General features: G+C 73.3%; 20 protein-coding genes. 10 read left to right on the top strand and 10 right to left on the bottom strand.

The genetic code is table 11. The features are described from left to right. Positions 1-99 precede the first annotated feature (99 nt). Both CP980_RS21610 and CP980_RS21605 read right to left on the bottom strand, forming a co-directional pair. Positions 100-3,966, bottom strand: a complete 3,867-nt coding sequence (locus tag CP980_RS21610) for an ABC transporter ATP-binding protein (protein ID WP_150528862.1) — start codon at positions 3,964-3,966, stop codon at positions 100-102. 140 nt (positions 3,967-4,106) lie between these two features. Beyond that, positions 4,107-4,868, bottom strand: a complete 762-nt coding sequence (locus CP980_RS21605) for a GntR family transcriptional regulator (protein ID WP_150528861.1) — start codon at positions 4,866-4,868, stop codon at positions 4,107-4,109. 151 nt (positions 4,869-5,019) lie between these two features. Between CP980_RS21605 and CP980_RS21600 the strand changes: the two genes are divergently transcribed. Next, positions 5,020-5,448 (top strand): ATP-binding protein, encoded by a 429-nt coding sequence (locus CP980_RS21600; RefSeq protein ID WP_229907065.1) that lies wholly within the window; start codon positions 5,020-5,022, stop codon positions 5,446-5,448. A 31-nt stretch (positions 5,449-5,479) separates the two neighbouring features. Here the strand turns inward: CP980_RS21600 and CP980_RS21595 are convergent, their stop codons facing one another. Together CP980_RS21595 and speB are read right to left on the bottom strand one after the other, a co-directional pair. After that, positions 5,480-7,165 (bottom strand): thiamine pyrophosphate-binding protein, encoded by a 1,686-nt coding sequence (locus tag CP980_RS21595; RefSeq protein ID WP_150528860.1) that lies wholly within the window; start codon positions 7,163-7,165, stop codon positions 5,480-5,482. Positions 7,166-7,194: 29 nt separating this feature from the next. Next, complete coding sequence (gene speB / locus CP980_RS21590) at positions 7,195-8,163, bottom strand: agmatinase (RefSeq protein WP_099892214.1); 969 nt, start codon at positions 8,161-8,163, stop codon at positions 7,195-7,197. A 114-nt stretch (positions 8,164-8,277) separates the two neighbouring features. Between speB and CP980_RS21585 the strand changes: the two genes are divergently transcribed. From CP980_RS21585 to tesB, 4 genes are all read left to right on the top strand, one after another. After that, positions 8,278-9,885 (top strand): PucR family transcriptional regulator, encoded by a 1,608-nt coding sequence (locus tag CP980_RS21585; protein ID WP_150528859.1) that lies wholly within the window; start codon positions 8,278-8,280, stop codon positions 9,883-9,885. A 133-nt stretch (positions 9,886-10,018) separates the two neighbouring features. Next, the gene (locus CP980_RS21580) at positions 10,019-10,342 is read left to right on the top strand and encodes a hypothetical protein (RefSeq protein ID WP_150528858.1); all 324 of its coding nucleotides are present in this window, start codon (positions 10,019-10,021) and stop codon (positions 10,340-10,342) included. A 167-nt stretch (positions 10,343-10,509) separates the two neighbouring features. Then, positions 10,510-11,667 (top strand): acyl-CoA dehydrogenase family protein, encoded by a 1,158-nt coding sequence (locus CP980_RS21575; protein WP_099892208.1) that lies wholly within the window; start codon positions 10,510-10,512, stop codon positions 11,665-11,667. A gap of 18 nt (positions 11,668-11,685) precedes the next feature. Next, the gene (gene tesB, locus CP980_RS21570) at positions 11,686-12,564 is read left to right on the top strand and encodes an acyl-CoA thioesterase II (RefSeq protein ID WP_132755044.1); all 879 of its coding nucleotides are present in this window, start codon (positions 11,686-11,688) and stop codon (positions 12,562-12,564) included. Positions 12,565-12,575: 11 nt separating this feature from the next. Here the strand turns inward: tesB and CP980_RS21565 are convergent, their stop codons facing one another. Both CP980_RS21565 and CP980_RS21560 read right to left on the bottom strand, forming a co-directional pair. Then, positions 12,576-13,442 carry a DUF4253 domain-containing protein gene (locus CP980_RS21565; protein WP_229907064.1) on the bottom strand — a complete coding sequence of 289 codons (867 nt, stop codon included), beginning with the start codon at positions 13,440-13,442 and terminating at the stop codon, positions 12,576-12,578. Positions 13,443-13,508: 66 nt separating this feature from the next. Further along, on the bottom strand, positions 13,509-13,970 hold the full coding sequence (locus CP980_RS21560; RefSeq protein WP_132755042.1) for a MarR family winged helix-turn-helix transcriptional regulator: 462 nt from the start codon (positions 13,968-13,970) through the stop codon (positions 13,509-13,511). Positions 13,971-14,047: 77 nt separating this feature from the next. Between CP980_RS21560 and CP980_RS21555 the strand changes: the two genes are divergently transcribed. Next, positions 14,048-14,908 carry an SDR family NAD(P)-dependent oxidoreductase gene (locus CP980_RS21555; protein ID WP_132755040.1) on the top strand — a complete coding sequence of 287 codons (861 nt, stop codon included), beginning with the start codon at positions 14,048-14,050 and terminating at the stop codon, positions 14,906-14,908. A 65-nt stretch (positions 14,909-14,973) separates the two neighbouring features. Here CP980_RS21555 and CP980_RS21550 read toward each other — a convergent pair whose 3' ends face one another. Together CP980_RS21550 and CP980_RS21545 are read right to left on the bottom strand one after the other, a co-directional pair. Beyond that, complete coding sequence (locus CP980_RS21550) at positions 14,974-15,780, bottom strand: phosphatase (RefSeq protein WP_132755038.1); 807 nt, start codon at positions 15,778-15,780, stop codon at positions 14,974-14,976. Positions 15,781-15,836: 56 nt separating this feature from the next. Continuing rightward, complete coding sequence (locus CP980_RS21545) at positions 15,837-16,415, bottom strand: SACE_7040 family transcriptional regulator (protein ID WP_030161614.1); 579 nt, start codon at positions 16,413-16,415, stop codon at positions 15,837-15,839. Between the two features lie 99 nt (positions 16,416-16,514). Here CP980_RS21545 and CP980_RS21540 point away from each other — a divergent pair, with 99 nt between their 5' ends. Genes CP980_RS21540 through CP980_RS21525 form a run of 4 tightly spaced genes read left to right on the top strand, consistent with a single transcriptional unit; the run spans position 16,515 to position 22,285 of the window. After that, positions 16,515-18,131, top strand: coding sequence for a carboxyl transferase domain-containing protein (locus CP980_RS21540; RefSeq protein ID WP_132755036.1), 1,617 nt, complete (start codon positions 16,515-16,517; stop codon positions 18,129-18,131). Between the two features lie 16 nt (positions 18,132-18,147). Then, complete coding sequence (locus CP980_RS21535) at positions 18,148-20,184, top strand: acetyl/propionyl/methylcrotonyl-CoA carboxylase subunit alpha (protein ID WP_150528857.1); 2,037 nt, start codon at positions 18,148-18,150, stop codon at positions 20,182-20,184. Positions 20,185-20,195: 11 nt separating this feature from the next. Then, complete coding sequence (locus tag CP980_RS21530; protein WP_132756045.1) at positions 20,196-21,116, top strand: hydroxymethylglutaryl-CoA lyase; 921 nt, start codon at positions 20,196-20,198, stop codon at positions 21,114-21,116. A gap of 8 nt (positions 21,117-21,124) precedes the next feature. Further along, positions 21,125-22,285, top strand: a complete 1,161-nt coding sequence (locus CP980_RS21525; RefSeq protein ID WP_053690426.1) for an acyl-CoA dehydrogenase family protein — start codon at positions 21,125-21,127, stop codon at positions 22,283-22,285. A gap of 84 nt (positions 22,286-22,369) precedes the next feature. Here CP980_RS21525 and CP980_RS21520 read toward each other — a convergent pair whose 3' ends face one another. Both CP980_RS21520 and CP980_RS21515 read right to left on the bottom strand, forming a co-directional pair. Continuing rightward, entirely contained in the window at positions 22,370-24,442 is a 2,073-nt protein-coding gene (locus tag CP980_RS21520) for a dynamin family protein (RefSeq protein ID WP_150528856.1), read from the bottom strand. Then, a complete protein-coding gene (locus CP980_RS21515) occupies positions 24,442-26,229 on the bottom strand; it encodes a P-loop NTPase family protein (protein WP_167535864.1) in 1,788 nt (595 codons plus the stop codon). Before CP980_RS21515 ends, CP980_RS21520 begins: the two co-directional genes overlap by 1 nt. Positions 26,230-26,287 lie beyond the last annotated feature (58 nt).

The following is a 26,287-nucleotide window of genomic DNA, read 5'->3' as shown; positions in this document are numbered from 1 at the left end:
GCGACACGTACGCACGTACGACGCGCGGACCCCCCGGAAGGTTGCTCACAGCAAGATCCGGGGGGCTGCGGGGCGGCGGGGCCGGGCCCGCGGGCGGCCTCAGGCGGCGGCGCGTTCGTCCTCGCCGACGAAGGTGCGCCACAGTTCGGCGTAGCGGCCGCCGCGGGCCACGAGTTCGGCGTGGGTGCCGTCCTCCACGACCCGGCCGCGGTCCATGACCACGACGCGGTCGGCGCGCGCGGCCGTGGTCAGCCGGTGCGCGACCACGAGGGTGGTGCGCTTGCCGGCGAGCCGGTCGGTGGCCTGGTTGACCTGCGCCTCGGTGGCCAGGTCGAGCGCGGCGGTGGCCTCGTCGAGCAGCAGTACGTCCGGGTCGACGAGTTCGGCACGGGCCAGCGCGATCAGCTGGCGCTGGCCGGCCGAGAGGTTGCGGCCGCGCTCGGCGACGGCGTGCAGGTAGCCGCCGTCGAGGGTGGCGATCATGTCGTGGGCGCCGACCGCGCGGGCGGCCGCCTCCACCTCGGCGTCGCCCGCCCCGGGCCGCCCGTACGCGATGGCGTCGCGGACCGTCCCCGGGAAGAGGTACGGCTCCTGGGGGACGACCCCGAGCCGGTGGCGGTACTGCGTCAGGTCGAGCTCGCGCAGATCGGCGCCGTCGGCGGTGACCCGGCCCGAGGTCGGATCGTAGAACCGGGCCACGAGCTTGACCAGCGTGGACTTGCCGGCGCCGGTCTCCCCGACGAAGGCGACGGTCTGCCCGGCGGGTATCCGCAGGCTGATTCCGGCCAGCGCGTCACCCTTCTCCCCGCGCTCCTCGGCCGTGCCGTAGGCGAACCGCACGTCCTCGAAGGCGATCTCGCCGCGCAGCTCCCCGACCGCGCGCGGGTCGGCCGGGCGGGGGGTGCTGGTGGGCTCGCGCAGCAGCCCCTGGATCCGGCCGAGCGAGACGGTGGCCTGCTGGTAGCCGTCGAAGACCTGGGAGAGCTGCTGGACGGGGGCGAAGAACAGGTCGATGTAGAGCAGGTACGCCACCAGCGCGCCGGTGGTGAGGGTCCCCGCCTCGACCCGGCCCGCGCCGACGATCAGCACGGCGGCCGCGGCCCCGGAGGACAGCAGCTGCACGAAGGGGAAGTAGACGGATATCAGCCACTGGCCGCGCACCCGGGCCTGGCGGTACGAGTCGCTGCGCGCCGCGAACCGGGCGGCGCCGGCCCGCTGGCGGCCGAAGGCCTGGACGATGCGCAGGCCGGAGACGGACTCCTGGAGGTCGGCGTTGACCAGGCTGACCCGGTCGCGGGCGAGCTCGTACGCGGCGACCGACTTGCGGCGGAACACGACCGTGCCGAGGACCAGCACGGGGAGGGTGGCGAAGACGATCAGCGCGAGCTCGACGTCGAGGACGAGCAGGGCGATCAGGATGCCGAAGAAGGTGAAGACGGAGACGACGGCGGTGACGAGCCCGGTCTGCAGGAAGCTGGAGAGGGCGTCCACGTCGGTGGTCATCCGGGTCATGATCTTGCCGGTCAGCTCGCGCTCGTAGTAGTCGAGGCCGAGGCGCTGGAGCTGGGCGAAGATCTTGACGCGCAGGGCGTACAGGACGCGCTCGCCGGTGCGCCCGGTCATCCGGGTCTCGGCGAACTGGGCGGCCCACTGCGCGAGGACGACGCCGAGCGCGAGGACGGCGGCCACCCAGACGGCGCCGAGGGCGGCCTGCTCGACGCCCTTGTCGATGCCGTGCCGGATCAGGATCGGGAGCAGCAGCCCGGAGCCGGCGTCGACGGCGACGAGGGCGAGGCTGACGGCGAGGGGCGCCCAGAAGCCGCTGAGCAGGCGGCGCAGGTTGTAGCTCTTCTCGGCGGCCGCGGCGCGGTCCTCGTCCACGGCGGGCTCGTCGTCGGCGGGCGGCAGCGCGGCCACCTGGGCGAGCAGCTCGGGCGTGGCCGGGGGTCCCCCCGGCGAAGCCGGGGGGAGCATGCCGGCGACGGCGCCGGTCGCGGCGGCGGTCCCGGCGGCCGGCTCCGCCTCCTCCGCGTCCTCTTCCTCCTGCTCCTCCTGGCGGCGCCAGAGTTCGGGGGTCACCCCGTCCACGACCCGCCGCTTGGCGTTGACCGGCTCGGAGTCGATCTCGGCTTCGAGCTCGATGTCCCGTTCGAGCCTGCCTTCGATGTCCCGCTCGAACTCGGCCATCGCGGGCGCCTCGGGGGTGCGCGGCGAACCGGCGCCGAGCGCGTCCGGATCGGTGAGCAGGCGCCGGTAGAGGGGAGAGCGGCGCTCCAGTTCCTCGTGCGTGCCGATGTCGGCGAGCCGCCCGCGGTCGAGTACGGCGATCCGGTCCGCCAGCGCGAGCGTGGAGCGGCGGTGGGCGATCAGGAGGGTGGTGCGGCCGGCCATGACGGTGCGCAGCGCCTCGTGGATCTCGTGCTCGACACGGGCGTCGACCGCCGAGGTGGCGTCGTCGAGGAGCAGCAGCCGGGGGTCGGTGAGGATGGCGCGGGCGAGCGCGAGGCGCTGGCGCTGGCCGCCGGAGAGGGTGAGCCCCTGCTCGCCGACCTTGGTGTCGTACCCGGCGGGCAGCGCCTGGATGAACCCTTCGGCCTGGGCGGCGCGGGCGGCCGCCTCGATCTGCGCCTCGGTCGCGTCGGGCTGCCCGTAGGCGATGTTGGCGCGGATGGTGTCGGAGAAGAGGAACGAGTCCTCCGGTACGAGCCCGATGGCGGAGCGCAGCGAGTCGTACGTCAGCTCGCGCACGTCGTGCCCGCCGACGCGGACGGTGCCGCGGTCGGCGTCGTAGAAGCGCGGCAGGAGGAGGGAGACGGTGGACTTGCCGGAGCCGGAGGCCCCGACGACGGCGACGGTCTCGCCTTCGGCGATGGAGAGCGAGAACCCGTCGAGGACGGGCCGCTCGGGGTCGTACCCGAAGCCGACCCCGTCGAACTCGACGGTGGCGGGGGCGTCGGCGGGCAGTTCCCGCGTGCCCTCTTCGATGACGGGCTCGGTGTCGATGAGCTCGAAGACGCGCTCGACGCCGGCGCGGGCCTGCTGGCCGACGGTGAGGACCATGGCGAGCATGCGGACGGGTCCGACGAGCTGCGCGAGGTAGGTGGAGAAGGCGACGAACGTACCCAGGGTGATGTGCCCCTGGGTGGCCATCCAGCCGCCGAGGGCCAGCATGGCGACCTGCCCGAGGGCGGGTACGGCCTGCAGGGCCGGGGTGTAGCGGGAGTTGAGCCGGATGGTCCGCATCCGTCCGGCGAAGAGCCTGCGCCCGGCTTCGCGCAGCTTGCCGGTCTCCTGCTCCTCCTGGCCGAAGCCCTTGACGACGCGGACGCCGGTCACGGCCCCGTCGACGACGGTGGCGACGGCGGCGGCCTGGCCCTGGGCCCACCAGGTGGCGGGGAAGAGCTTCTTACGGCTGCGCTTGGCGATGAACCAGAGGGCGGGGGCCATGAGCAGCGCGACGAGGGTCAGCTGCGGGGACAGCGCCAGCATGATCCCGAGGGATATCCCGAAGAGGAGGAAGTTCCCGATGGTCATGGGCAGCATGAAGAGCAGGCCCTGGATCAGCTGGAGGTCGCTGGTGGCGCGCCCGACGACCTGGCCGGTGGACAGCTCGTCCTGGCGGCGCCCGTCGAGGCGGGCGATGGTGTCGTACATGTCGGTGCGCAGGTCGTGCTGGACGTCGAGCGCGAGGCGGCCGCCGTAGTACCTGCGTATGTAGGTCATGACGTACACGAGGACCGCGGCGCCTATGAGGAGCCCGGCCCAGACGCCCATGGGCTTGCTGTGGTCGCCGATGACGTCGTCGATGATGACCTTGGTGACCAGGGGTACGAGGGCCATGACGGCCATGCCGCCCAGCGAGGACCCGAGGGCCAGCAGCACATTGGTCTTGTACCGCCAGGTATAGGCGGTGAGCCGCCTGGCCCAGCCCCGTTTCCCGCCCGCTGCCGCCGTTGCCGCCGCCACGTGGTCCTCCCCGTTCGTCCAGTCCTGCCGCTCCTCCAACGCCCCGACCGGCGGATTTCATCCCACCGCAACAATCGCACCGGCGTACGGACCCCCGCGCGCACACTTCACCCCTCCGGGTGACCGCTCATGCACTCCCGCTACTGGGCGTCGAACTCGTACTCCAGAACGTAGGCGGAGGCGTCGAGGGTCATCTCGTTGACCTCGACCGCGCGGCCGTCGGTGGTGAAGGCGGTACGGGAGACCAGGACGACCGGAGTCCCGGACTTGAGATCGAGTCGGTCGGCCTCCTCCGGGGTGGGCATCCGGGAGCGGACCTCCTCACGGAACCGCACCGGCTTGCGGCCGAGGTCCGCAAGGCGCGCGTAGATGCCACCGGGGCCGGAGTCTGGCTCCGCGATTGCGGTGCCCGAGGCGAGGGCGGCGTCAAGATAGGAAGTCGCCAGCAGGACGGGCGAGCCGTCAAGCAAGAACCTTCGGCGACGGGCACAGACACGGTCACCCTCGGCGAGTTCGAGGACTGCGGCGACCGCCTGGGGAGCGGGCTCCTCACCCACCGAGAGGAACTCGACGACGAGCTCACGGTCCTCCGTGTCGGCGGCCCAGATGGACCTCCCTCGGCCCCAGACCTCGGCAGCCAGCCGCTGGATTCCGCGGCGCCGGATCAGCCGAAATTCGCGCACGAAGACCACGGCCCCTTTGCGCGCCTCGGCAAGCCCCTCTGTCTGGAGCACACCAAGCGCTTGACGCGCGGTCATGCGGGCGACGCCATGAGCGGCCATCAGGTCGTTTTCGCCGGGCAGGCGGTCGCCGGGCCCGTACGTGCCGGCCTGGATGGCCGCCTTCAGCTCTGCGGCGATCCGCTGGTACTTGGGCTGGCGCCCGGAGCTGTGACTCGGCATGGATCCTCCTGATCATCTCTAGACATCGTATGTGCGGAATCCGGCAGAGGTCGGGCGCCGCGAATCACCCCCGGACACATCTCTAGAGAAGGATTGACCCCGGCTGCCACAGCCGCTTCAATCGAGGCATCTCTAGAGATGTGAGGCGGCCGTGGATCCACACCTTTCACAGCAGCGCGAGAACTTCTGGCTCCTGCCCCGGACCCCGCGAACGCCCGGCTGGGCGCGCGCCTTCCTGCGCGCCCAGGCGCGGTCCTGGGGCATCGCCCCACAGACCGTGGAGGCGGCCGAGCTGGCGCTGTCGGAGCTCGTCACCAACGCCGTGCGGCACGCTCGCGCCCCCCGCGGCCGCGAGATCGGCGTGAAAGCGCAGTGGGACGGCACGGCCCTGCGGATCGAGGTCGCCGACGCCGGCCCTTGGGCGGAGTTGGACCCTGCGGCGCACCAGCCCGACGACGAGGGCGGACGCGGCCTCGTCATCGTGGCCGCCGTGGCCGCCCGCTGGGGCGTGGAGCGGCGCGCCTGCGGAATCGGCAAGGCGGTCTGGGCCGAGTTTCCCGGGGGCGGCGGCACGGCGTGAACAGGGCAGGTCGCTTGGGGCCGCAGCCTGCCTAGAGGTGGGTCGGGGCGAACATCTTCAGGGTGGCCGGGAGCACCAGGACGGTGGGACCCGGGGTGGCGAGGGACTTCTTCAGGTCCTCGCGGAGGGATTCCGGGGTCGTCGTCGACGCCGGGACGCCGAAGGATTCGGCCAGGGCGACGAAGTCCGGGCGGGCGAGTTCGGTGGCCGTCGTGCGGCCCTCGAAGGAGTCCGCCATGTACTCGCGCAGGATGCCGTAGCCGCCGTCGTCCACGATCAGCCAGGTCACGTCCAGGTCGTGCTGCCTGGCCGTCGCCAGGTCCGCGATCGAGTACATCGCGCCGCCGTCGCCGGAGACCGCGAGGACCGGGGTGCCCGGTTCCGCGACGCAGGCGCCGAGGGCCGCCGGGAAGGCGTAGCCGAGGCCGCCCGCGCCCTGCGCCGAGTGCATCGTGTTGGGGTGCTTCGCGTCGAACGCCGACCAGGCCCAGTACGACAGGATCGTCATGTCCCAGAAGGACGGGGAGCGGGCGGGGAGCGCCGCGCGGATCGACGTGAGGAGGCCGCGCTCCAGCGAGACGCCCTGGGTCGACAGGCGGTCCTCGATCTCCGAGAGGAGCAGGCGGACCCGCTCCGGCGCTCCGGGGTCCTCGCGTTCCGCGACCGTCTCCAGGAGGGCCTGGAGGGCCAGGCGGGCGTCCGCGTGGATCCCGAGGGCCGCGTGGTTGGACTCCAGCTTGCCGAGGTCCGCCTCGATCTGGACGACCCGGCCCGTCGGGAGGAACGTGTGGTAGTTCGAGGACAGTTCGCCCAGGCCCGAGCCGACCACCAGCAGGACGTCCGCGTCCTCCAGGAAGTCCGTCATGTGGCGGTCCTCCAGCCAGGACTGGAGGGACAGCGGGTGGGTCCACGGGAAGGCGCCCTTGCCGCCGAACGTGGTGACCACGGGGGCGTTGAGCCGCTCCGCGAGCTGCCGCAGCTTCCCCGCGGCGTCCGAGCGGACCACCCCGCCGCCCGCGATGATCACGGGGCGCGCGGCACGCTCCAGCCAGTGCCCCGCGAGCGCGGTGAGCTCGGGGCGCGGGGCCAGTTCGTGCGGGCTCGCGTCCACGGCCGTGACCTGCGGGATCACCGTTTCCGCGCGCAGCACGTCCTCCGGGATCTCCACCCAGACCGGGCCGTGCGGGGCCGTCAGCGCCGATTCCCAGGCCTCCGCGATCACGGAGGGGATCTGCGAGGGCGTGCGGGCCGTGTGGACCGACTTCACCACGTCCCGGAACGACGCCGACTGGTCCCGCAGCTCGTGCAGGTGCCCGCGCCGCCCGCCGCCCAGGCCCGCCACCGGGACCTGCGAGGAGATGGCGAGGACGGGCGCCGAGGCGGCGGCCGCCTCGGCCAGGGCCGGCAGGGCCATCAGCGCGCCCGGGCCGGTCGACAGCAGCAGCGGGACCGCCTCGCCCGTGATGCGGCCGTACGCGTCGGCGGCGAAGGCCGCGTTGTTCTCCGTACGCAGCCCGATCAGCCGCAGGTCGGAGCGGCCGACCGCGTCGAAGAGGGCGAGCGCGTGCTGCCCCGGCAGACCGAAGACGGTGGTCGCGCCGAGGCCGCGGAGCGTCTCCACGACCAGGTCCCCGCCCGTCCGCCCGGGCGGCGGCGCGAGGGCGGCCGCCCGCTGTGCGTCGGTGGGACGGAGTACCAGGTCGTGGTCGTGCGTCACGTGCGCTTACTCGCCCTTCTCGGGTCCTGCTACGCCTTCTTCGCGGCGGCGATCTGGCGGCTCATGATGGTCGTCAGCTCGTACGCGGTGTGCGAGGCCGCGACCGAGGTGATCTCGGCGTGATCGTACGCCGGGGCTACCTCGACCACGTCCGCCGAGACCAGGTTGCAGGAGGACAGGCCGCGGATGATCTCCAGCAGCTCGCGGGAGGTCATGCCGCCCGCCTCCGGCGTGCCGGTGCCGGGCGCGTGCGCCGGGTCCAGCACGTCGATGTCGATCGAGATGTAGAGCGGACGGTCGCCGATGCGCTGGCGCAGCTGGTCCGCGACCTCGTCGGCGCCGCGCCGGTAGACGTCGGCCGAGGTCACGATGCCGAAGCCCATCTTGGCGTCGTCGTCGAGGTCCTGCTTGCCGTACAGCGGGCCGCGCGTGCCGACGTGCGAGAGCGCCTCGGTGTCGAGGATGCCCTCCTCCACGGCGCGGCGGAACGGGGTGCCGTGGGTGTACTCGGCGCCGAAGTACGTGTCCCAGGTGTCCAGGTGCGCGTCGAAGTGGAGCAGGGCCACCGGGCCGTGCTTCTTCGCGACGGAGCGCAGCAGCGGGAGGGCGATGGTGTGGTCGCCACCGAGGGTCATCAGGCGGGAGCCGGCGCCGAGGAGCTCGTCGGCGGCCGCCTCGACCGTCTCGACGGCCTCGTTGATGTTGAAGGGGTTCACCGCGATGTCGCCGGCGTCCGCCACCTGCGCGAGCGCGAACGGGGAGGCGTCCTGCGCCGGGTTGTACGGGCGCAGCAGGCGCGAGGCCTCGCGGATGGCGTTGCCGCCGAAGCGGGCGCCGGGGCGGTACGAGACACCCGAGTCGAAGGGGACGCCGACGACGGCGACGTCCGCCGAGCCGACCTCGTCCAGGCGGGGCAGCCGGGCGAAGGTCGCGGGGCCCGCGTAGCGCGGGATGCGGGAGGAGTCGACCGGTCCGCGCGGCGTCTGCTCGGTGCTCATGGGGGGTGCCCTTCTGGAGGTCCTACATGCGGTCCTTCGAGCGTAAGCGGGCGTCCGCGGGGCGCGAAGTGTACGTTTCATCCACCGAGCGCCCTCGAACTGTACGGAGCATCCATGCCGAAGCCTGCCGGGTCCGACGGCCCGCCCACGCCTGCGGTCGGGCTCGGCGCCCTGCTCGCCGACCGGGCGCTGGAGCTGCGGCTGGTCGCCGGGCCGGAGGGGGCGGAGGTGCACGGGGTGCACGCCTCGGAGATGGCGGACCCGTCGCCCTACCTGCTCGGCGGCGAGCTCCTGCTCACGGCGGGGGCGGGGCTGGCGGAGGCGGGATCGGGGTCGGGATCGGGGTCGGGATCGGGATCGGGGTCGGCTGCCGGCACGGGCCGCTCCGACGCCGCCGACCCCGACGCCGCCGACGCGTACGTGCGGCGGCTGGTCGGATCGGGGGTGGCCGCGCTCGGGTTCGGGGTGGCGCCCCTGCACGCGCAGGTGCCCCCGGAGCTCGCCCGGGCCTGCGCCCGGCACGGGCTGCCGCTGCTGGAAGTGCCGCCGCCGACCCGGTTCACGGCCGTCGCCCGGGCCGTGTGGCGGCTCATGGCCGAAGCGCGGACCCGCGAGCTGCGCCGGGTCACCGAGGCCCAGCAGGCCCTGGCCGCGGCGGCCGCCCGGCCCGACCCGGTCCCGGCGGTACTGCGCCGCCTGGCGTCGAGCCTGAACGGCTGGGCCGCCGTCCTGACCCCCCCGAGCCCGGCCGGGGCCACCGGGGCCACCGGGGTGGCCGCAGGGGCTGCCGGGGCGGGGAGCGCTGGGGCCGCGGGGGGCACCAGGGCCACAGAGGCTGCCGAGGGCGCTGGGCGGGCCGGGGATGGGGCGGTGGGGCGGGTGTCCGTCTCCGCCGGGGCCGCGCCCGGCGAAGAGGCGGTGGCCGCACTGGCCGCGCTGGCCGGCCGGGTGGCCCCGGGCGCCGCCGCCACGGCCACCGCCACCGCGGGCGGGGTCCAGCTCGCCGCCTACGCCCTCGGCGGGAGCCGGGCCCTGGGCGTGGCCACGGCCGAGCGGGCGCCCGGCGACCACACGATCGCGTCGGTGGCCGCCGTCCTGCTGACCCTGCTCACCGCGGAACGGCCCGCCGGGACCGAAGCCGCCGTGCTCACCCGCCTGCTGCTCGGCGGCTCCCCGGCCGAGGCCCTCGGCCCCGGGCCCTGGTACGCCGTACGGGCCGCCGGCACCGGGGATCCGCAGGCCCTCGCCGCCGCGCTGGGCACCGTACTGCTGGACCCGGACGGTCCGACGCCACGGCTGCTCACCGACCGGGAGCCGTCGCCGCAGCCCGGGTGGCGGCTCGGGGTGAGCGCCCCGGCCGGGCCCGGCGCGCTGGCCGGCGCCGACGCGCAGGCCCGCCGGGCCCTGGACCGCGCCGAGGCGGCCCGTACCCCGCTGGTGCGGCACACCGAACCCGGTCTCGCGGGGCTCGTCGGCGATGCCGAGGCCCGCGCCCACGCCGCGGCCCTGCTCGGCCCGCTCTCCCCCGCCCTGCGCGAGACCCTGCGCGCCTGGCTGGCCCACCACGGCAGCTGGGACCGCAGCGCCGCCGCCCTCGGCGTGCACCGCAACACCGTCCGCCAGCGCATCGCCCGCGCCGCGGCCCTCCTGGGCCGCGACCTCGACGACCCGGACACCCGGATGGAGCTGTGGTTCGCGCTGAGCCGGGCCCCGCGGGACTGACCGCACCGGACCAGGGACGGCTGCGCCGTACGGATGGACTCGGGGCTTCCCGTGGGGGGCTCGCCGCCTCGCGGCGCGCGGCGGCCTACGTTCGCACTGCTTGCGAACCCCCACCTCGAAAGGCAGTGCCCTCGTGCGATCGATCCGCCTCGCCCTGACCGCTCTCGCCGCCGGCGGCGTCATCCTGGCCGGCGCGTCCACCGCGTCCGCAGACGACACCTTCACCGTGTACGCGCCGATCGACAACACGTACTCGATCGTCTTCGGCGACCTGTCCCAGGTGGCCGGCGACGACGTGTTCAACGCCGGCCGCGACAACACGGTCGGCTCCCACAACGGCGCGGCCCCGGCCGGCGACATCGGCATGGCCGCGCTGCCCGGTACGCAGGTCCTCGGCCACGAGGCGCTGATGCACGGCGCCGCCGGCCAGTGGACCGGCAAGGTCCTCGGCAAGTGAGCGTCGGCGCCGGCCGGCGGTCCGCCCCCGGCCGGCGCCGGACATCACACCCGGTCCCCCTCCGCGACTCTGGACAGCCCACCCGACCCACCGGTAACTTAGTGGTCTGAGCAAGCGCTTAGACACGGCGCGACAGCGCGACGGGCGACAGGATCGAGGAGGCGGCTGTGCGCCGTACCGTTTTCAACGAGGACCACGAAGCGTTCCGCGAGACCATCCGCGCCTTCATAGAGGCCGAGGTCGTCCCCGTCTACGACGAGTGGTTCGCCGCCGGCCAGGCTCCGCGCGACTTCTACTACAAGCTCGGCGAGCTGGGCATCTTCGGCATCAACGTCCCCGAGGAGTTCGGCGGCGCGGGCCTGGACACCCACAAGTTCGAGGCCGTCCTGTACGAGGAGACCGCCCGCGCGGGCGTGAACTTCGGCGGCTCCGGCGTCCACGTGCTGCTCGCGCTCCCCTACATCAAGATGCTGGCCGACGACGAGCAGAAGAAGCGGTACCTGCCGAAGTTCGTCTCCGGTGAGGAGATGTGGGCCCTCGCGATGACCGAGCCGGGCACCGGCTCCGACGTCGCGGGCATGAAGACCACCGCCAAGCTCTCCGAGGACGGCACGCACTACGTCCTCAACGGCGCCAAGACCTTCATCACCGGCGGCGTGCACGCCGACCGCGTGATCGTCTGCGCCCGCACCGCCGCCCCGCGCGAGGACGACCGCCGCTTCGGCATCTCCCTCTTCGCCGTGGACACCAAGTCCGAGGGCTACTCGATCGGCCGCAAGCTGGACAAGCTGGGCCTGCGCACCTCCGACACCGCCGAGCTGGCGTTCGTCGACGTCAAGGTCCCCGTCGAGGACCTGCTCGGCGAGGAGGGCAAGGGCTTCTACTACCTCGGCCACAACCTGGCCTCCGAGCGCTGGGGCATCGCGTTCGGCGCGTACGCCCAGGCCGCCGCGGCCGTCCGGTTCGCCCAGCAGTACGTCACCGACCGCACGGTCTTCGGCAAGCCGGTCGCGCACTTCCAGAACACCAAGTTCGAACTGGCCGCCTGCCAGGCCGAGGTGGACGCCGCCCAGGCCGTCGCGGACCGCGCCCTGGAGGCCCTGGACGCCGGCGAGCTGACCCCCGCCGAGGCCGCCTCCGCGAAGCTGTTCTGCACCGAGGTCGCGCACCGCGTGATCGACCGCTGCCTCCAGCTGCACGGCGGCTACGGCTACATGAACGAGTACCCGATCGCGCGCCTGTACGCCGACAACCGCGTCAACCGCATCTACGGCGGCACCAGCGAGATCATGAAGTCCATCATCGCCAAGGCGATGGGGCTGTAAGGCCCTGGCCCTCACTCCATGAACGAGGCACTGACGACGCTCCTCGATCTGCTCGACCTGGAGCAGATCGAGGAGAACATCTTCCGCGGTACCAGCCGTTCGGCGCTGGTACCGCGCGTCTTCGGCGGCCAGGTCGCGGCCCAGGCCATGGTCGCGGCCGGGCGGACCGTGCCCGAGGACCGCACCGCGCACTCGCTGCACTCGTACTTCCTGCGCGCCGGGGACCCGGGCGCGCCGATCGTCTACGCGGTCGACCGGATCCGCGACGGGCGCTCCTTCACCACCCGCCGGGTCGTGGCCGTCCAGCACGGCCAGCCGATCTTCCACCTCTCCGCGTCCTTCCAGACGTACGAGGAGGGCCTCGACCACCAGAGCGCGATGCCGCACGCGCCCGATCCCGAGACCCTGCCGACGGCCGCCGAGGCGCTGCCCGCGTACCGGGAGATCTTCCGCGACCCGGGCACGGTGGAACGGCTGATCGAGGCGCGCGGCGCCGTGGACCTGCGGTACGCCACCGTCCCGCCCTGGGGCAGCGTCGGCAAGCCGGTCGAGCCGCGCTCGCAGGTGTGGTTCCGTACGGCCGGGAAGCTGGAGAGCGACGACGCGCTCCTGCACACCTGCCTGGCCACGTACGTCTCGGACATGACCCTGCTCGACTCGGTGCTGCTCGCGCACGGCCGGGGCGGCTGGGCGGTCGGCGACGTGGTGGGCGCCTCGCTGGACCACGCGATGTGGTTCCACCGGCCGTTCCGCGCCGACGAATGGCTGCTGTACGACCAGGAGTCCCCCTCGGCCGCGGCCGGGCGCGGGCTCGGGCAGGCCCGGATCTGGACCCAGGACGGGCGCCTGGCCGTGACGGTCATCCAGGAGGGCGTCGTACGCGTCCCCCGCGCGTAACGCCCGCTCCGTCAGTCCCACCAGAACGCCCAGTGGCCGACGCCGGTCACCGCCTCGTCCGCGTAGGCGCGCACGCTCCCGGAGCCCTGCCAGACGTTGTCGGGGCAGAAGGCGAAGTGCTCGGCGGCCACCGGCAGGGCCGTGACCCTCGTCGGGGGCGGGGCGGCCACGGACAGGTGGATCTCGTCGAAGCCGAGCGCGACTACCCGGGCGCCGAACCGCTCCTCCCACGAGCGCAGGACCGTGGTGAGCAGGGCCGTGTCGTTCTCGTGGTTCGCCGCTCCCTGCCAGCCCATCGCGGTCGGTACGTCGGCTCCCCGGCCGGCGGGTACCAGCGCGAGCCGCGGGGCCGGCAGGACCCCGTCGCGGACCAGCTCGTCCGCGAGCGCGAGGGCGGCCTCCTCCGGATCCTCCTGCGGGACCCGGTGCTCCGCCAGGCCCGGCCAGTCGCGGCCGAAGGGGGCTATGAGCCCCGCGCCGTCGGGGCCCTCCCCCTCCTCGGGATCGGGGACGACCCCGCCCCAGAACGCGCGCAGCACCGGCTCGACGTGGTGGTCGTCGGGGTCGGACATCGAAGCGGGGTAGAGCTCCTCACGGGTCCACCAGCGCTCCAGGCCGCGCCGCTCGTGGAGGAGCACCGCTTGGAGGCCGGAGCCGGCCGGGGCGAGGCGGGCGCGGCAGGCGGCCAGCGCGCCGACGCCGACCGGCTCGTCGGAGACCCACAGCAGCGGCTCGCGCCGCGCCCGGGAGCGCGGCGGGGTCCGCCCGGCGGGCCCGTCGATGATCGTGCCGGGCGGCAGGTCCAGCCCCAGGGCGCGGCCTTGCGGGTCCTCGGCCAGCGAGGACAGCGCGTTCTGGTTCTTCGGCGGTTTCGTCACGCCTTCGACGGTAGCCGCGGCCACTGACAACGCCCTTCGGCGGAAGGGCCGGTGACGCCGCGAAGGCTACGCCTCGGGCTTGGCCTTGAGCTTGGCCCAGATCGCTTCCAGCGCGGCTATGTCCGCGTCGTCGAGGCGGTCGTCGAAGACCTCGGCGAGGGCCTCGCGGCGGGTGGCGTCGGCCTCCGCGAAGGCGCGGCGGCCCGCCTCGGTCAGGGCGATGCCCACGGAGCGGGCGTCCGTCGGCGACGGGACCCGCTCGATCAGGCCGCGGGCCCGGAGCGAATCGGCCACGCGCGAGACCTGGCTGCGGCTGAGCAGGGTCTTGGCGCCCAGCTCGGAGGGGGCGACCGGCTCCTGCTGCACGCTGAGCCACAGCATCACCTCGAACCATGAGAGCGGCAGGTCGTGCCGGCGCGTGAGGGCTTGGTCGACCCGGGCGGTCAGGGTGGTTCCGGCCCAGACCAGGCCGTAGAAGGCGTGGTCGCGGGGGGTGAGGCCGTCCAGGTTGAGATGCGTGTGCGCCATACGTGAAGGATACCGGGTTGCGTGCACACGCACACATCGTTAATGTGTGTGTGCACGCACAAACCTAAGGAGTCCTCATGAGCACCAGCACCGCCGCCAAGACCGTCCTGATCACCGGCACCTCCTCCGGCATCGGCCTGGCCGCCGCGGTCGCCACCGCCCGGGCGGGCTGGCACACCGTCGCCACGATGCGGGACACCTCGCGCGCCGACGCCCTGACCAAGGCCGCCGCCGAGGCCGGCGTCTCCGATCTGGTCCAGGTCAAGCGGCTCGACGTGACGGACGCGGACTCCGTGGCCGCGTGCGTGGCCGAGGTGGTCGCCGAGCACGGCCACCTCGACGCGGTCGTGAACAACGCGGGCGCCGGCTTCGTGGGCACGATCGAGCAGCACGACATGGAGAAGCTGCGCGGCGTCATGGAGGTCAACTTCTTCGGCGTCGCCGAGCTCACCCGGGCCGCGCTCCCCCACCTGCGCGCCTCGGGCGGCCGGGTCATCACCGTGACGAGCGTCGGCGGCGTGGTCGGCCAGCCGTTCAACGAGTCCTACTGCGCCGCCAAGTTCGCCGTCGAGGGCTTCATGGAGTCCCTGGCCCCGGTCGCCGCGGCCATGGGCGTCCAGGTGTCCGTCATCGAGCCGGGCGCCGTCTCCAGCGAGTTCGTGAACAACGTCGGGCTCGACCTGCCGGCGCTGCTCGCGCAGGCGGGTCCGTACGCCCCGTCCCTGCAGGGCTACATCGACCACGCCATGCAGTCCTTCGGCAGCGACACCGCGCAGACCCCGGAGCAGGCGGCGGCGCCGGTCGTCGACGCGCTGACCGCCGAGAAGATGCCGTTCCGGATCCAGACCTCGGACTGGGCCCGCACCTTCGTGGGCATGAAGCTCGCCGACCTCGACGGCTCCGCCGTCCAGACCGAAATGACGAACTGGCTCGGCTAGCCGGACACCCCCTGGCCGGCCGCCGACCGCGTCGGCGGGGCCTGGGCGAGGCCCCGCCGGGCCCGCTACAGCAGGCCCGCCGCCGACAGCAGGTACGCGACCATCGGGTCGTAGAAGCGCGGGTCGCGGACGTGGTCGTCGAGGGGGACCGCCACCTGGAGGGTGCCCTCCGCCTCACCGAGGAAGAGCGCGGGGTCGTTGCAGTCCGCGTACCCCACCGCGTCCAGCCCGCGCTGCGCCGCGCACCCCGCCCAGCCGTGGTCGGCGACGACCAGGTCCGGCTGGGGGCGGCCCGAAGCCGCCAGACCGTCCAGGATCGCGGCCATCGGCTCCGGGGAGTGGGTGTGCCACAGCGTGGCGCCCCGCTCCAGCACGGCGACGTCCGCGAACTGCCACACCGAGCCCTCGTCCGCCACCAGCCCCGCCGGGATCACCACGATCTCGCAGCCCGCCGCGCGCAGCGCCGCCGCCGTCGCCCGGTGCACGTCGAGCAGCCCGCCCGGGTGCCCCGTGGCGAGGAGCACGCTCTGCCGGTCCAGGGCGGCCTTGCGCAGCCGCGCCGCCATCCGGTCCAGGCCCGCGACGGTCAGCTCCGGGTCGATCGTGTCCTGGCCGAAGCGGTGCGTGGCGTCGTCGACGACGCCGACCCGCTCGGCCATCACGGCGAGCACGTCCTGCTCGTCCGTCCAGCGGTCGCCCAGTTCCAGGCCCAGCCAGTAGTGCCGGTCGCCGTTGGCCAGCTTGCGGTAGTGCGACAGGTTGTTCTCGCGGGGCGTCGCGACCTGGCCCGAGATCCGGGTGCGGACCAGGTGGTCGACGAGCTCGGCGCGGTTCGGTACGTGCGTCTCTATCGGCTTCGGCATGCGGCCCATTCTGCCGCCGCCGGGCCCCCGCAGGCGGTGCCATTCCGACCATCGGACGCGTCGCCTCACCCCGACAGCGCCCCGAACGCCCCGTGCGCGAGCCGCCGCAGGAGCGATTCCGTCGCCTCCCGGCCGAGCGCCGCCAGGTGCGGGGTGGAGTTGAGCAGGCCGAAGACGGCGTGCACGGACACCCGCACCTCGGCCTCGCCGACCTCCGGGTGCAGTTCCCGTACGACCTCCACCCACAGCTCGACGTACTGCCGCTGGAGCTGGCGCACCAGCTTGCGGTCGGCCTCGCGCAGCCGGTCCAGCTCCCGGTCGTGCAGGGTGATCAGCGCCCGGTCGTCGAGGGCGAAGTCGATGTGCCCGTCGATGAGGGAGGCCAGTACGCCGTCCGGGTCGCCCGCGGCCTCGGCCACGCGGTGGCGCCCGCCCGTCAGGAGCCGCTCGCTGATCCCGACGAGCAGCTCGGCCAGCATGGCGTCCTTGCCGGCGAAGTGGCGGTAGAGGCCGGGGCCGCTGATACCGACCGCGGCCCCTATCTCGTCCACGCCGACGCCGTGGAATCCGCGCGCGGCGAAGAGGCGGGCGGCCTCGCTGAGGATCTGCTCGCGACGGGTCGGGGCGGCGGCTCTGGTGCTCATGGGAATCCATTCTAGACAGGGCCGTTAGCGCTCGTTAACCTAAGCTGTACATGCGTTAACGCTCATTAACAGCGTGCACCGAGCAAGGGAGCTCGACCGATGCAGCAGGCACCAGTGCTGACGAGCGCCGCGGACCCGGCGTCCGAGGCCTGGCGGACCAACGAGGCCGCCCACCGCGAGCTCACCGAGGGGCTGCGCGCCCGGCTCGACGCGGCCCGGCTCGGCGGCGGCGAGAAGGCCCGCGCCCGCCACACCGCCCGCGGGAAGCTGCTCCCCCGCGACCGCGTGGACGCCCTCCTCGACCCCGGATCGCCCTTCCTGGAGCTGGCCCCGCTGGCCGCCGAGGGCATGTACGGGGGCGCGGCCCCGGCCGCCGGGGTCATCGCGGGCATCGGGCGGGTCAGCGGCCGCGAGTGCGTGATCGTCGCGAACGACGCCACCGTCAAGGGCGGCACGTACTACCCGATGACCGTCAAGAAGCACCTGCGCGCGCAGGAAGTGGCCCTGGAGAACCGTCTCCCCTGCCTCTACCTGGTCGACTCGGGCGGCGCCTTCCTCCCCATGCAGGACGAGGTCTTCCCCGACCGGGAGCACTTCGGCCGCATCTTCTACAACCAGGCGCGCATGTCCGGCGCCGGCATCCCGCAGATCGCCGCCGTCCTCGGCTCCTGCACCGCGGGCGGCGCGTACGTCCCCGCGATGAGCGACGAGGCCGTCATCGTCCGCGGCCAGGGCACGATCTTCCTCGGCGGCCCGCCGCTGGTGAAGGCCGCCACCGGCGAGGTGGTCACGGCCGAGGAGCTCGGCGGCGGCGAGGTCCACTCCCGCATCTCCGGGGTCACCGACCACCTCGCGGAGGACGACGCGCACGCGCTGCGGATCGTACGGAACATCGTGGCGACCCTGCCCGAGCGCGGGGCCCTGCCCTGGTCGGTCGAGGCGCCGGAAGAGCCCAAGGTGGACCCGTACGGGCTGTACGGAGCGGTCCCGGTGGACTCGCGCACCCCGTACGACGCCCGCGAGATCATCGCCCGGATCGTGGACGGCTCCCGCTTCCAGGAGTTCAAGTCCGAGTTCGGCCAGACGCTGGTCACCGGCTTCGCCCGGATCCACGGCCACCCGGTCGGGATCATCGCCAACAACGGCATCCTGTTCGCCGAATCCGCCCAGAAGGGCGCGCACTTCATCGAGCTGTGCGACCAGCGCGGGATCCCGCTCCTGTTCCTCCAGAACATCTCGGGCTTCATGGTCGGCCGCGACTACGAGGCCGGCGGCATCGCCAAGCACGGCGCCAAGATGGTCACGGCCGTGGCGTGCGCGCGGGTCCCGAAGCTGACGGTGGTCGTCGGCGGCTCGTACGGAGCCGGCAACTACTCGATGTGCGGGCGGGCGTACTCGCCGCGCTTCCTGTGGATGTGGCCCAACGCCAAGATCTCCGTGATGGGCGGCGAGCAGGCCGCGTCCGTACTGGCGACCGTCAAGCGGGACCAGATCGAGGGCGCGGGCCAGGAATGGCCGGCGGAGGACGAGGAGGCCTTCAAGGCCCCGGTCCGGGCCCAGTACGAGGAACAGGGCAACGCCTACTACGCCACGGCGCGGCTGTGGGACGACGGGGTCATCGACCCGATGGAGACCCGGCAGGTGCTGGGGCTCGCCCTGACGGCTTGCGCGAACGCTCCCCTGAGCGACTCCGCTTTCGGCATCTTCCGTATGTGACGTGAGGACCTCTTCGATGTTCAGCACTGTTCTGGTCGCGAACCGCGGCGAGATCGCGGTACGGGTCATCCGCACCCTGCGGGAGCTCGGCGTGCGGTCCGTGGCCGTCTTCAGCGACGCGGACGCGGACGCGCGGCACGTACGGGAGGCCGACACGGCCGTCCGGATCGGCCCGGCGGCGGCCTCGATGAGCTACCTGTCGGTGGAGCGGCTGCTCGACGCCGCGCGGCGGACGGGGGCCGAGGCGGTCCACCCCGGGTACGGGTTCCTCGCCGAGAACGCGGCCTTCGCGCAGGCGTGCGCGGAGGCGGGACTGGCCTTCATCGGGCCGCCGGCCTCGGCGATCTCCCTGATGGGCGACAAGATCCGGGCCAAGGAGACGGTGAAGGCGGCGGGCGTGCCCGTGGTCCCCGGCTCCTCCGGCAGCGGCCTGTCGGACGCCGAACTGGTGGCGGCTGCCGAGGAGATCGGCATGCCGGTGCTGCTGAAGCCCTCGGCGGGCGGCGGCGGCAAGGGCATGCGGCTGGTCCGCGACGCCGGGCTGCTGGGCGAGGAGATCGCGGCGGCCCGCCGCGAGGCGCGGTCCTCGTTCGGTGACGACACGCTGCTCGTGGAGCGGTGGGTGGACCGGCCGCGGCACATCGAGATCCAGGTGCTGGCGGACGCGCACGGCAACGTGGTGCACCTGGGCGAGCGCGAGTGCTCGCTCCAGCGGCGCCACCAGAAGGTGATCGAGGAGGCCCCGTCGGTCCTGCTCACGCCGGAGCTGCGGGCCTCGATGGGCGCGGCGGCCGTGGAGGCGGCCCGCTCGTGCGGGTACGTCGGCGCGGGGACGGTGGAGTTCATCGTCCCCGGCGGGGACCCGTCCTCGTACTACTTCATGGAGATGAACACCCGTCTCCAGGTGGAGCACCCGGTGACGGAGCTGGTCACGGGCCTGGACCTGGTGGAGCAGCAGCTGCGGGTGGCGGCGGGCGCGCCGCTGGCCTTCTCGCAGTCGGACGTGGCGCTGACCGGGCACGCCATCGAGGCCCGCGTCTGCGCCGAGGACCCGGCGCGCGGGTTCCTGCCGTCGGGCGGCACCGTGCTGGCGCTCTCCGAGCCGTCGGGCGGCTCCGTACGGACGGACTCCGGGCTGGTGGCGGGAGTCGACACGGGCTCCACGTACGACCCGATGCTGTCGAAGGTCATCGTCCACGGCCCCGACCGGGCGACGGCCCTGCGCATGCTGCGGGGCGCCCTCGCCGACACCGTGATCCTGGGCGTGCAGACCAACGCCGGCTTCCTGCGCAGGCTGCTGGCCCACCCGGACGTGGTGTCGGGCGATCTGGACACCGGCCTCGTCGAGCGCGACCTCCCCTCCCTCCTCCCGGAGGGCGTCCCGGACGAGGTGTACGCGGCCGCGGCCCTGCTGGCCCTCCCGCACCCCGCCCCTGGCGGCGGCCCGCGGAACCCGGGCTGGGCGGACCCGTTCTCGGCCGCCGACGGCTGGCGCCTCGGCGGTACGCCGGCCTGGACGGTGCACCACTTCCGTCTCCCGGGGCAGGACCCGGTCCAGGTCCGCACCCGCAGCCGGGGCGCGGAGTCCGAGCTGGTCGTCTCCGACGCCACCGGGGTACCGGCCCGCGGACGGATCGTCAGCCGCACCCCGGACCACGTCACCGTCGAACTCGACGGGGTCACCCACCGGTTCAGCCACGCCGCTTCTGCGGAGGGCATCTGGCTCGGGCGCGACGCGGACTCCTGGCACGTCCAGGACCACGACCCCGTCATCGCCGCCCTCACCGGCGCCGGGCACGCCGGCGCCGACACCCTCGCCGCCCCCATGCCCGGCACCGTCACCGTCGTCAAGGTGGCCGTCGGGGACCAGGTCGTGGCCGGGCAGAGCCTGCTCGTCGTCGAGGCCATGAAGATGGAGCACGTCATCTCCGCCCCGCACTCCGGCACGGTCACCGAGCTGGACGTATCCCCCGGTACCACCGTCGCCATGGACCAGGTCCTGGCCGTCGTCACCCCGGACGAGGACGGGGAAGCCAAGGAGGAGACGCCGTGAACGGGCTGCCCATGACCGTGCCGGCCCCCGGGCTGCCGGCCCGCGTCCGCATCCACGAGGTCGGCGCCCGCGACGGGCTGCAGAACGAGAAAACGGCGGTACCCACCGCCGTCAAGGCCGAGTTCATCCACCGGCTCGCCGCCGCCGGCCTCACCACCGTCGAGGCCACCAGCTTCGTCCACCCCAAGTGGGTGCCCCAGCTGGCCGACGCCGAGCAGCTCTTCCCCGAGCTGGGCGACCTCACCGGGGTGCACCTGCCCGTCCTCGTCCCCAACGAGCGCGGCCTCGACCGCGCGCTCGGCCTCGGGGCCACCCGTATCGCCGTCTTCGGCTCGGCCACCGAGACCTTCGCCTCCCGCAACCTCAACCGGACCGTCGCCGAGTCCCTCGCCATGTTCGAGCCGGTGGTGGCCCGCGCCAAGGAGGGCAGGGCGCACGTGCGCGGCTACCTCTCCATGTGCTTCGGCGACCCGTGGGAGGGGCCGGTCCCGGTCCACCAGGTGGTCCGCGTGGCCAAGGCCCTGCTGGACCTCGGCTGCGACGAGCTGAGCCTCGGCGACACCATCGGCGTGGCCACCCCGGGCCACGTCCAGACCCTCCTCAGCGAACTCAACGAGGAGGGCGTGCCGACCGACCGGATCGGCGTGCACTTCCACGACACCTACGGCCAGGCCCTGTCCAACACCCTCGCCGCGCTCCAGCACGGGGTCACCACCGTCGACGCCTCGGCGGGCGGCCTCGGCGGATGCCCGTACGCGAAGAGCGCCACCGGCAACCTCGCCACCGAGGACCTGGTGTGGATGCTCGACGGCCTCGGCATCGAGACCGGGGTCGATCTGGCCGCCCTCACCGCCACGAGCGTGTGGATGGCCGAACAACTGGGCCGACCGAGCCCTTCCCGTACCGTCCGCGCCCTCTCCCACAAGGAGTAACGAGAACCATGGCCCTCGACCACCGGCTCACCCCCGAGCACGAGGAACTCCGCCGTACCGTCGAGGCGTTCGCCCACGACGTGGTCGCCCCCAAGATCGGCGATCTGTACGAGCGGCACGAATTCCCGTACGAGATCGTCCGCGAGATGGGCCGCATGGGCCTGTTCGGCCTGCCCTTCCCGGAGGAGTACGGCGGCATGGGCGGTGACTACCTCGCCCTCGGCATCGCCCTGGAGGAGCTGGCCCGCGTCGACTCCTCGGTCGCGATCACCCTGGAGGCGGGCGTCTCGCTCGGCGCCATGCCCCTCCACCTCTTCGGCACCGAGGAGCAGAAGCGGCAGTGGCTGCCGAAGATGTGCTCGGGCGAGATCCTCGGCGCCTTCGGCCTGACCGAGCCGGACGGCGGCTCCGACGCCGGCGGCACCCGCACCACCGCCGTCAAGGACGGCGACGAGTGGGTGATCAACGGCTCCAAGTGCTTCATCACCAACTCGGGTACGGACATCACCGGCCTGGTCACCGTCACGGCCGTGACGGGCCGCAAGGCGGACGGCCGCCCGGAGATCTCCTCGATCATCGTGCCGTCCGGCACCCCGGGCTTCACCGTGGCCGCGCCGTACTCCAAGGTCGGCTGGAACTCCTCGGACACGCGTGAGCTGGCCTTCGACAACGTACGGGTGCCGCTGGCCAACCTGGTCGGCCAGGAGGGCCGCGGCTACGCGCAGTTCCTGCGCATCCTCGACGAGGGCCGCATCGCGATCTCGGCGCTCGCCACCGGCCTGGCGCAGGGCTGCGTGGACGAGTCGGTGAAGTACGCGAAGGAGCGCAAGGCCTTCGGCCGGCCCATCGGCGACAACCAGGCCATCCAGTTCAAGCTGGCCGACATGGAGATGCGCGCCCACATGGCGCGGATCGGCTGGCGCGACGCCGCCTCCCGCCTGGTCGCCGGGGAGCCGTTCAAGAAGGAGGCGGCGATCGCGAAGCTGTACTCCTCCACGGTCGCCGTCGACAACGCGCGCGACGCCACGCAGATCCACGGCGGCTACGGGTTCATGAACGAGTACCCGGTGGCGCGCATGTGGCGCGACTCCAAGATCCTGGAGATCGGCGAGGGCACGAGCGAGGTGCAGCGCATGCTCATCGCCCGCGAGCTGGGCTTCGCCGGGTAGTGAGCCGTACGGGGACGACCGCCGGGCCGTGATCGGTCCGGCGGTCGTCCCCGTTCCCGTCTCCGTTTCCGTTCCCGTGCGCGGCTACTGTTCGCGCTCCGCCTCGGAGACGAAGGGCTGGAGGAAGGTCGCGATGTGCTGCTCGACGTCGGTGATCCGCTGTTCGAAGGCGTAGAGCTGGTCCCGCATGCCCGCCTTGGCCTGCTCGTCCTGCCGGGACTCCTCGATGTTGCGCTGGACGATGCCGATGAGGTCCTGGAGCTGGACGTGGAGCGTGCCGCTGATGCCGCCCCACATCTCGCGCAGGTCCGCGGCGCGGCTGCCCGCGTACTGGCGGGCGGTCTGGGCCGCCGAGTCCTTCACGTGGACGGCGAACTCCTCCGCCGCTCGCGTCTGCAGCTTGCCGTCGGCGAAGAAGACCGCACCCGAGGCCAGCAGCGGTCCGATCGCCGCGCCGATGGCCACCGCCACGCCGACCGGCGGAACGGCCAGGCCCAGGCTGATCAGTCCGGCCGCCGCGGCTGCCGTCGCCCCGCCGGCGACCACCGCGCCGCCGCCCGCGCCGAGCGCCATGAGCGAGCTGGGGCGGAACATCAGCGGTACGTCGTCGCTGTGGCGGCGCCCGTCGCGGCCCGCCTTGCCCTTGCCCGCCGCGATGGCCAGCGTGTAGATCAGGTAGTTCTGGTCCCGTTCGGACTGTGAGCCGGTGAGTTCCGCGCGCAGCTTGTCGAGGAGGTCGGCGTGCGCCCGGATCAGCGGTTCGAGCTGGCGCACCAGGTCCCCCTGCCGCTCCTCGATGACCTGGTCGAGCTCCTGGGCGCAGAAGACCTGCATGTGTTCCTGGAGCTGGACCGTGTACGCGTCCATCAGCTCGTGCTGGGCGGCGACGCGGCCTCCCTTGGTGAAGGAGCGCACGGCCCGGGTCAGGCGCCCGGGGCCGGTCGTGACGTGCCATCCGCCGATCTCGCGGCTGATGTCCGTCAGGAACGCGGCGAACCTCAGCTGCAGTTCGTTCTCGATGCCGAGGATCTTGGTGCTGACGATGTCGCGGATCGCGTCGGCGCTGGCGCGCAGCTGGTCCTGGGTGGACTGGCTGCGGTCGAGGAGTTCGCGCAGCTCCGCGGTCGACTTCATCAGGACCGCGCCCTCGTCGTGCAGGCGCACGCGCAGGTTGACGGCGTTGTGGCGCAGGAACTCGGCGAGCCGGACGAACTTCACCCGGGCCGCGTCGCGCATGCAGAAGACCTCCAGGGCGGACTCCAACTGCCCGATCCCCGAGGCCTTCAGGGCCTCCTCGTTGCCGTCGGTCCGCGCGCGCAGGGCCTGGAGGGCGCTGATGAAGAAGACGTTGGGGGTGGCGCCGCCGGATTCCCCGGTGAACTCGGCGACCGAGTTGCGGCAGCGGCTCATCACCTCCGCCCGCTCCTCCTCCTCGATGCGGTCGAACTGGTTCACCACGAAGAAGATGTCGCGGTGGCCCAGCTTCCTGACCCGGGAGAGATAGTTCTCGGTCTCGTGGAGGGTGAACGGCCGTCCCGCGTCCGTGACGAAGAGGACGGCGTCCACCTCCTCCAGGTAGCGCAGGGTCACCAGCTCGCGGTCGGAACTCTCGTTGATCCCTGCCGAGTCGACGATCTCGACGGACCTGCGCAGCAGCTCCAGCGGCTGCTCGACGATGGCCAGTGCGAAGGACGGGGTGCGGGGCGCGCCCTTCGCGTCGATCTGGAGGGCGACCTCCCGCTTGAACTCCTCCGTGGTGACGGCCGTCTCGCCGCTGCGCCGGTCCCCGTCCCGGTAGAGCCAGGCCCGCTCGGTCTCGCCCCAGCGCAGGACCGTGGTGAAGGCGGTGGCCGGATTGGCCTTGGTGGGCAGCAGCCGCTTGCCGAGCAGGGCGTTGATCAGGGTGCTCTTACCGCTGCTGAACTCGCCGAGCACCATGATCCGGAAGGTCTCGCGCTCGAAGACCGCCCCGTTGATGCCGAGGTCCAGCGCCCCGCCCGGGCTTCCCTGCGGGGCGATGACGGCCGCGGCCTCGCCGGCCACCTGCTGGAGGCGCTGGTAGTACGACCGCAGTGTTCCGATGTTCTCGCTCCAGCCGCGGAACTGCGGGGCCGGTGATTCCTGGCCGGCCGTCGACCGCCGGTTCTCTTGCGCCATCAGGCCCCTTCCAGGGGAGAGAGGTGGGCGTGCACGGCGCGGCTCAGCGTCCGCGCCGTGCTCCGCAGTGAACGCCAGTGGTCGAGGGATTCCGGCTGGGCGGCGACGGCGGTGGTGTGCAGCCGCCACCACTGCTCGTCGCGTTCCTGTGCCTGGCCGAGGAGGCGGTCGTAGACCTGGCCGATGCGCGCCTCGGTCCGTGCCACCTGCTCCGTGAAGGCCGCCTCGACGATCCGTTCCAGGTCGTCGATGACGCGCTCGCGGCGCTCGGCCTGGCCGTGTTCGAGGGCTTCCGTCACCAGCGCCGTACCGGCGGCTCCCGCGATCTGGCCGACGACCTCGGCGGACATGGGCGTCAGCACGCTCTCGATGGCGGTGCCGACGAACTCCGGCAGCCAGGAGGCGTCCCAGCCGGTGGCGTTGCGCGATTCGGCGGCCGCGGCCTCCTCGGCGACCGGGGGCAGGGCCGCGGCCGGTACGACCCGCCCGGCGCCGGGGGCGGCCAGGCCCTGGAACAGTTCCTCGCCGGGCCTGTTGCGGAGCAGGGCGGCGCGCAGCCGGCGGACGTCCTCTTCGAGGGCCCGGTCGACGGCTTCGGTGATCCAGGCCTCGAAGTGCTGGAGGGCCTCGGCGGTGTACGGGATCGCGTGGAGGCGTATGAAGTGCTGCTCCTCCGGCGTCTCCAGCATGGCGGAGAAGCGCGCGGCGAGTTCGCGCGCCGTGGCGGCGCGGCGCCCGCGCGCCTCGGCGGCGATCGTCTGGACGAGGGTGGCGCGCCAGTCCCCGGCGTCGGCGCTGAGCACGATCCAGTGGAACCGGGCGCTCTCGTGGGCGGTGTGCCAGATCTGGGCGGCCCGCGTCCGGACGGGGTCGGGCCGGTGCACGTCGGCCAGCGCCCGTCCGGCGGCTTCGTCCACGAGGGCGCAGGTGGCCGCGAGGAGGTGCAGCCGGCGGAAGGTGCGCAGCGCGCGGCGCAGCCGGATCCCGGCGAGGTGGCCCAGTACGGCGCGGAGCGGGTCGATGCCGTCGGGCTCCCCGGCGCCGGGGGCCGGGACCGGGCCGGTCAGTACCAGCGCCTCGGGGGCCAGGACCGAGACGAGGTGGCTGACGCGGCGCAGGATGTCGGGCGCCTCGTCCTCGACCTCGGCCGGCTTGGTGACGACGACGGCGAGCGGCGGGCTGTGCGGGGCGGCGGCGAGCGCCTTGATCCGGGCCTGTTCGGTGGCGAGCATCGCGCGGCGGGCCTCCGTGGCGACGACCACCACGTCGCAGTCGCCGACGATCCGGGCGAGGGCCGCGGTGTCCGGCTGCCGTACTCCGGACCATCCCTCCCAGCCGGGGGTGTCGACGAGCTCCACCCCGGTACGGGCCGCCCAGGACCCGGAGGGCACCTCCACGCGTACGGTACGCAGGCCCGCCGGTTCGGGGTCCCCGGGGGCGGGGGTCTCGCCCGGTCCGGTGGCATGGCCGGATCCCGCCGGTCCGCCGGACCCGGCGGTGTAGGGGCGTACGAGTACGGGCGGCCCGCCCGTCGGGTGCACGGACACCGGTACGCACGCCGCGCCGACCAGTTCGTTGACGAGCCGGGACTTCCCGACGTTGCTGCCGCCGATGACGCAGATCCGGGCCCTCGGGGATTCCGCGCGGCGGGCGGTGCGGCGGATCAGGGAGGCGGCGGAGTCAGCCCCGGCCCGGTCCGCCAGCAGGGCCACCTGTTCGGCGAGTTCGGCCTGGCGCAGCTCCCGCTCGTGTTCCTGCTCCTGCTCCTGCTCCTCCGTACCGGCCACAGCGCCGCCACCCCACCCCGTCAGGTACTCCCGGCAGGGCCATGATGCCAACGGACGG

This window comes from Streptomyces vinaceus (assembly GCF_008704935.1).
GTDB lineage: Bacteria > Actinomycetota > Actinomycetes > Streptomycetales > Streptomycetaceae > Streptomyces > Streptomyces vinaceus.
This window is presented reverse-complemented; position numbering and strand designations above follow the sequence as displayed.

Coding starts and splice junctions, on each gene's coding strand:
- CP980_RS21605 (WP_150528861.1), bottom strand. CDS start 4,868: ATGCCGAGTCACAGCTCCGGGCGCCAGCCCAAGTACCAGCGGATCGCC.
- speB (WP_099892214.1), bottom strand. CDS start 8,163: ATGAGCACCGAGCAGACGCCGCGCGGACCGGTCGACTCCTCCCGCATC.
- CP980_RS21585 (WP_150528859.1), top strand. CDS start 8,278: ATGCCGAAGCCTGCCGGGTCCGACGGCCCGCCCACGCCTGCGGTCGGG.
- tesB (WP_132755044.1), top strand. CDS start 11,686: ATGAACGAGGCACTGACGACGCTCCTCGATCTGCTCGACCTGGAGCAG.
- CP980_RS21560 (WP_132755042.1), bottom strand. CDS start 13,970: ATGGCGCACACGCATCTCAACCTGGACGGCCTCACCCCCCGCGACCAC.
- CP980_RS21555 (WP_132755040.1), top strand. CDS start 14,048: ATGAGCACCAGCACCGCCGCCAAGACCGTCCTGATCACCGGCACCTCC.
- CP980_RS21550 (WP_132755038.1), bottom strand. CDS start 15,780: ATGGGCCGCATGCCGAAGCCGATAGAGACGCACGTACCGAACCGCGCC.
- CP980_RS21545 (WP_030161614.1), bottom strand. CDS start 16,415: ATGAGCACCAGAGCCGCCGCCCCGACCCGTCGCGAGCAGATCCTCAGC.
- CP980_RS21540 (WP_132755036.1), top strand. CDS start 16,515: ATGCAGCAGGCACCAGTGCTGACGAGCGCCGCGGACCCGGCGTCCGAG.
- CP980_RS21535 (WP_150528857.1), top strand. CDS start 18,148: ATGTTCAGCACTGTTCTGGTCGCGAACCGCGGCGAGATCGCGGTACGG.
- CP980_RS21530 (WP_132756045.1), top strand. CDS start 20,196: ATGACCGTGCCGGCCCCCGGGCTGCCGGCCCGCGTCCGCATCCACGAG.
- CP980_RS21525 (WP_053690426.1), top strand. CDS start 21,125: ATGGCCCTCGACCACCGGCTCACCCCCGAGCACGAGGAACTCCGCCGT.
- CP980_RS21520 (WP_150528856.1), bottom strand. CDS start 24,442: ATGGCGCAAGAGAACCGGCGGTCGACGGCCGGCCAGGAATCACCGGCC.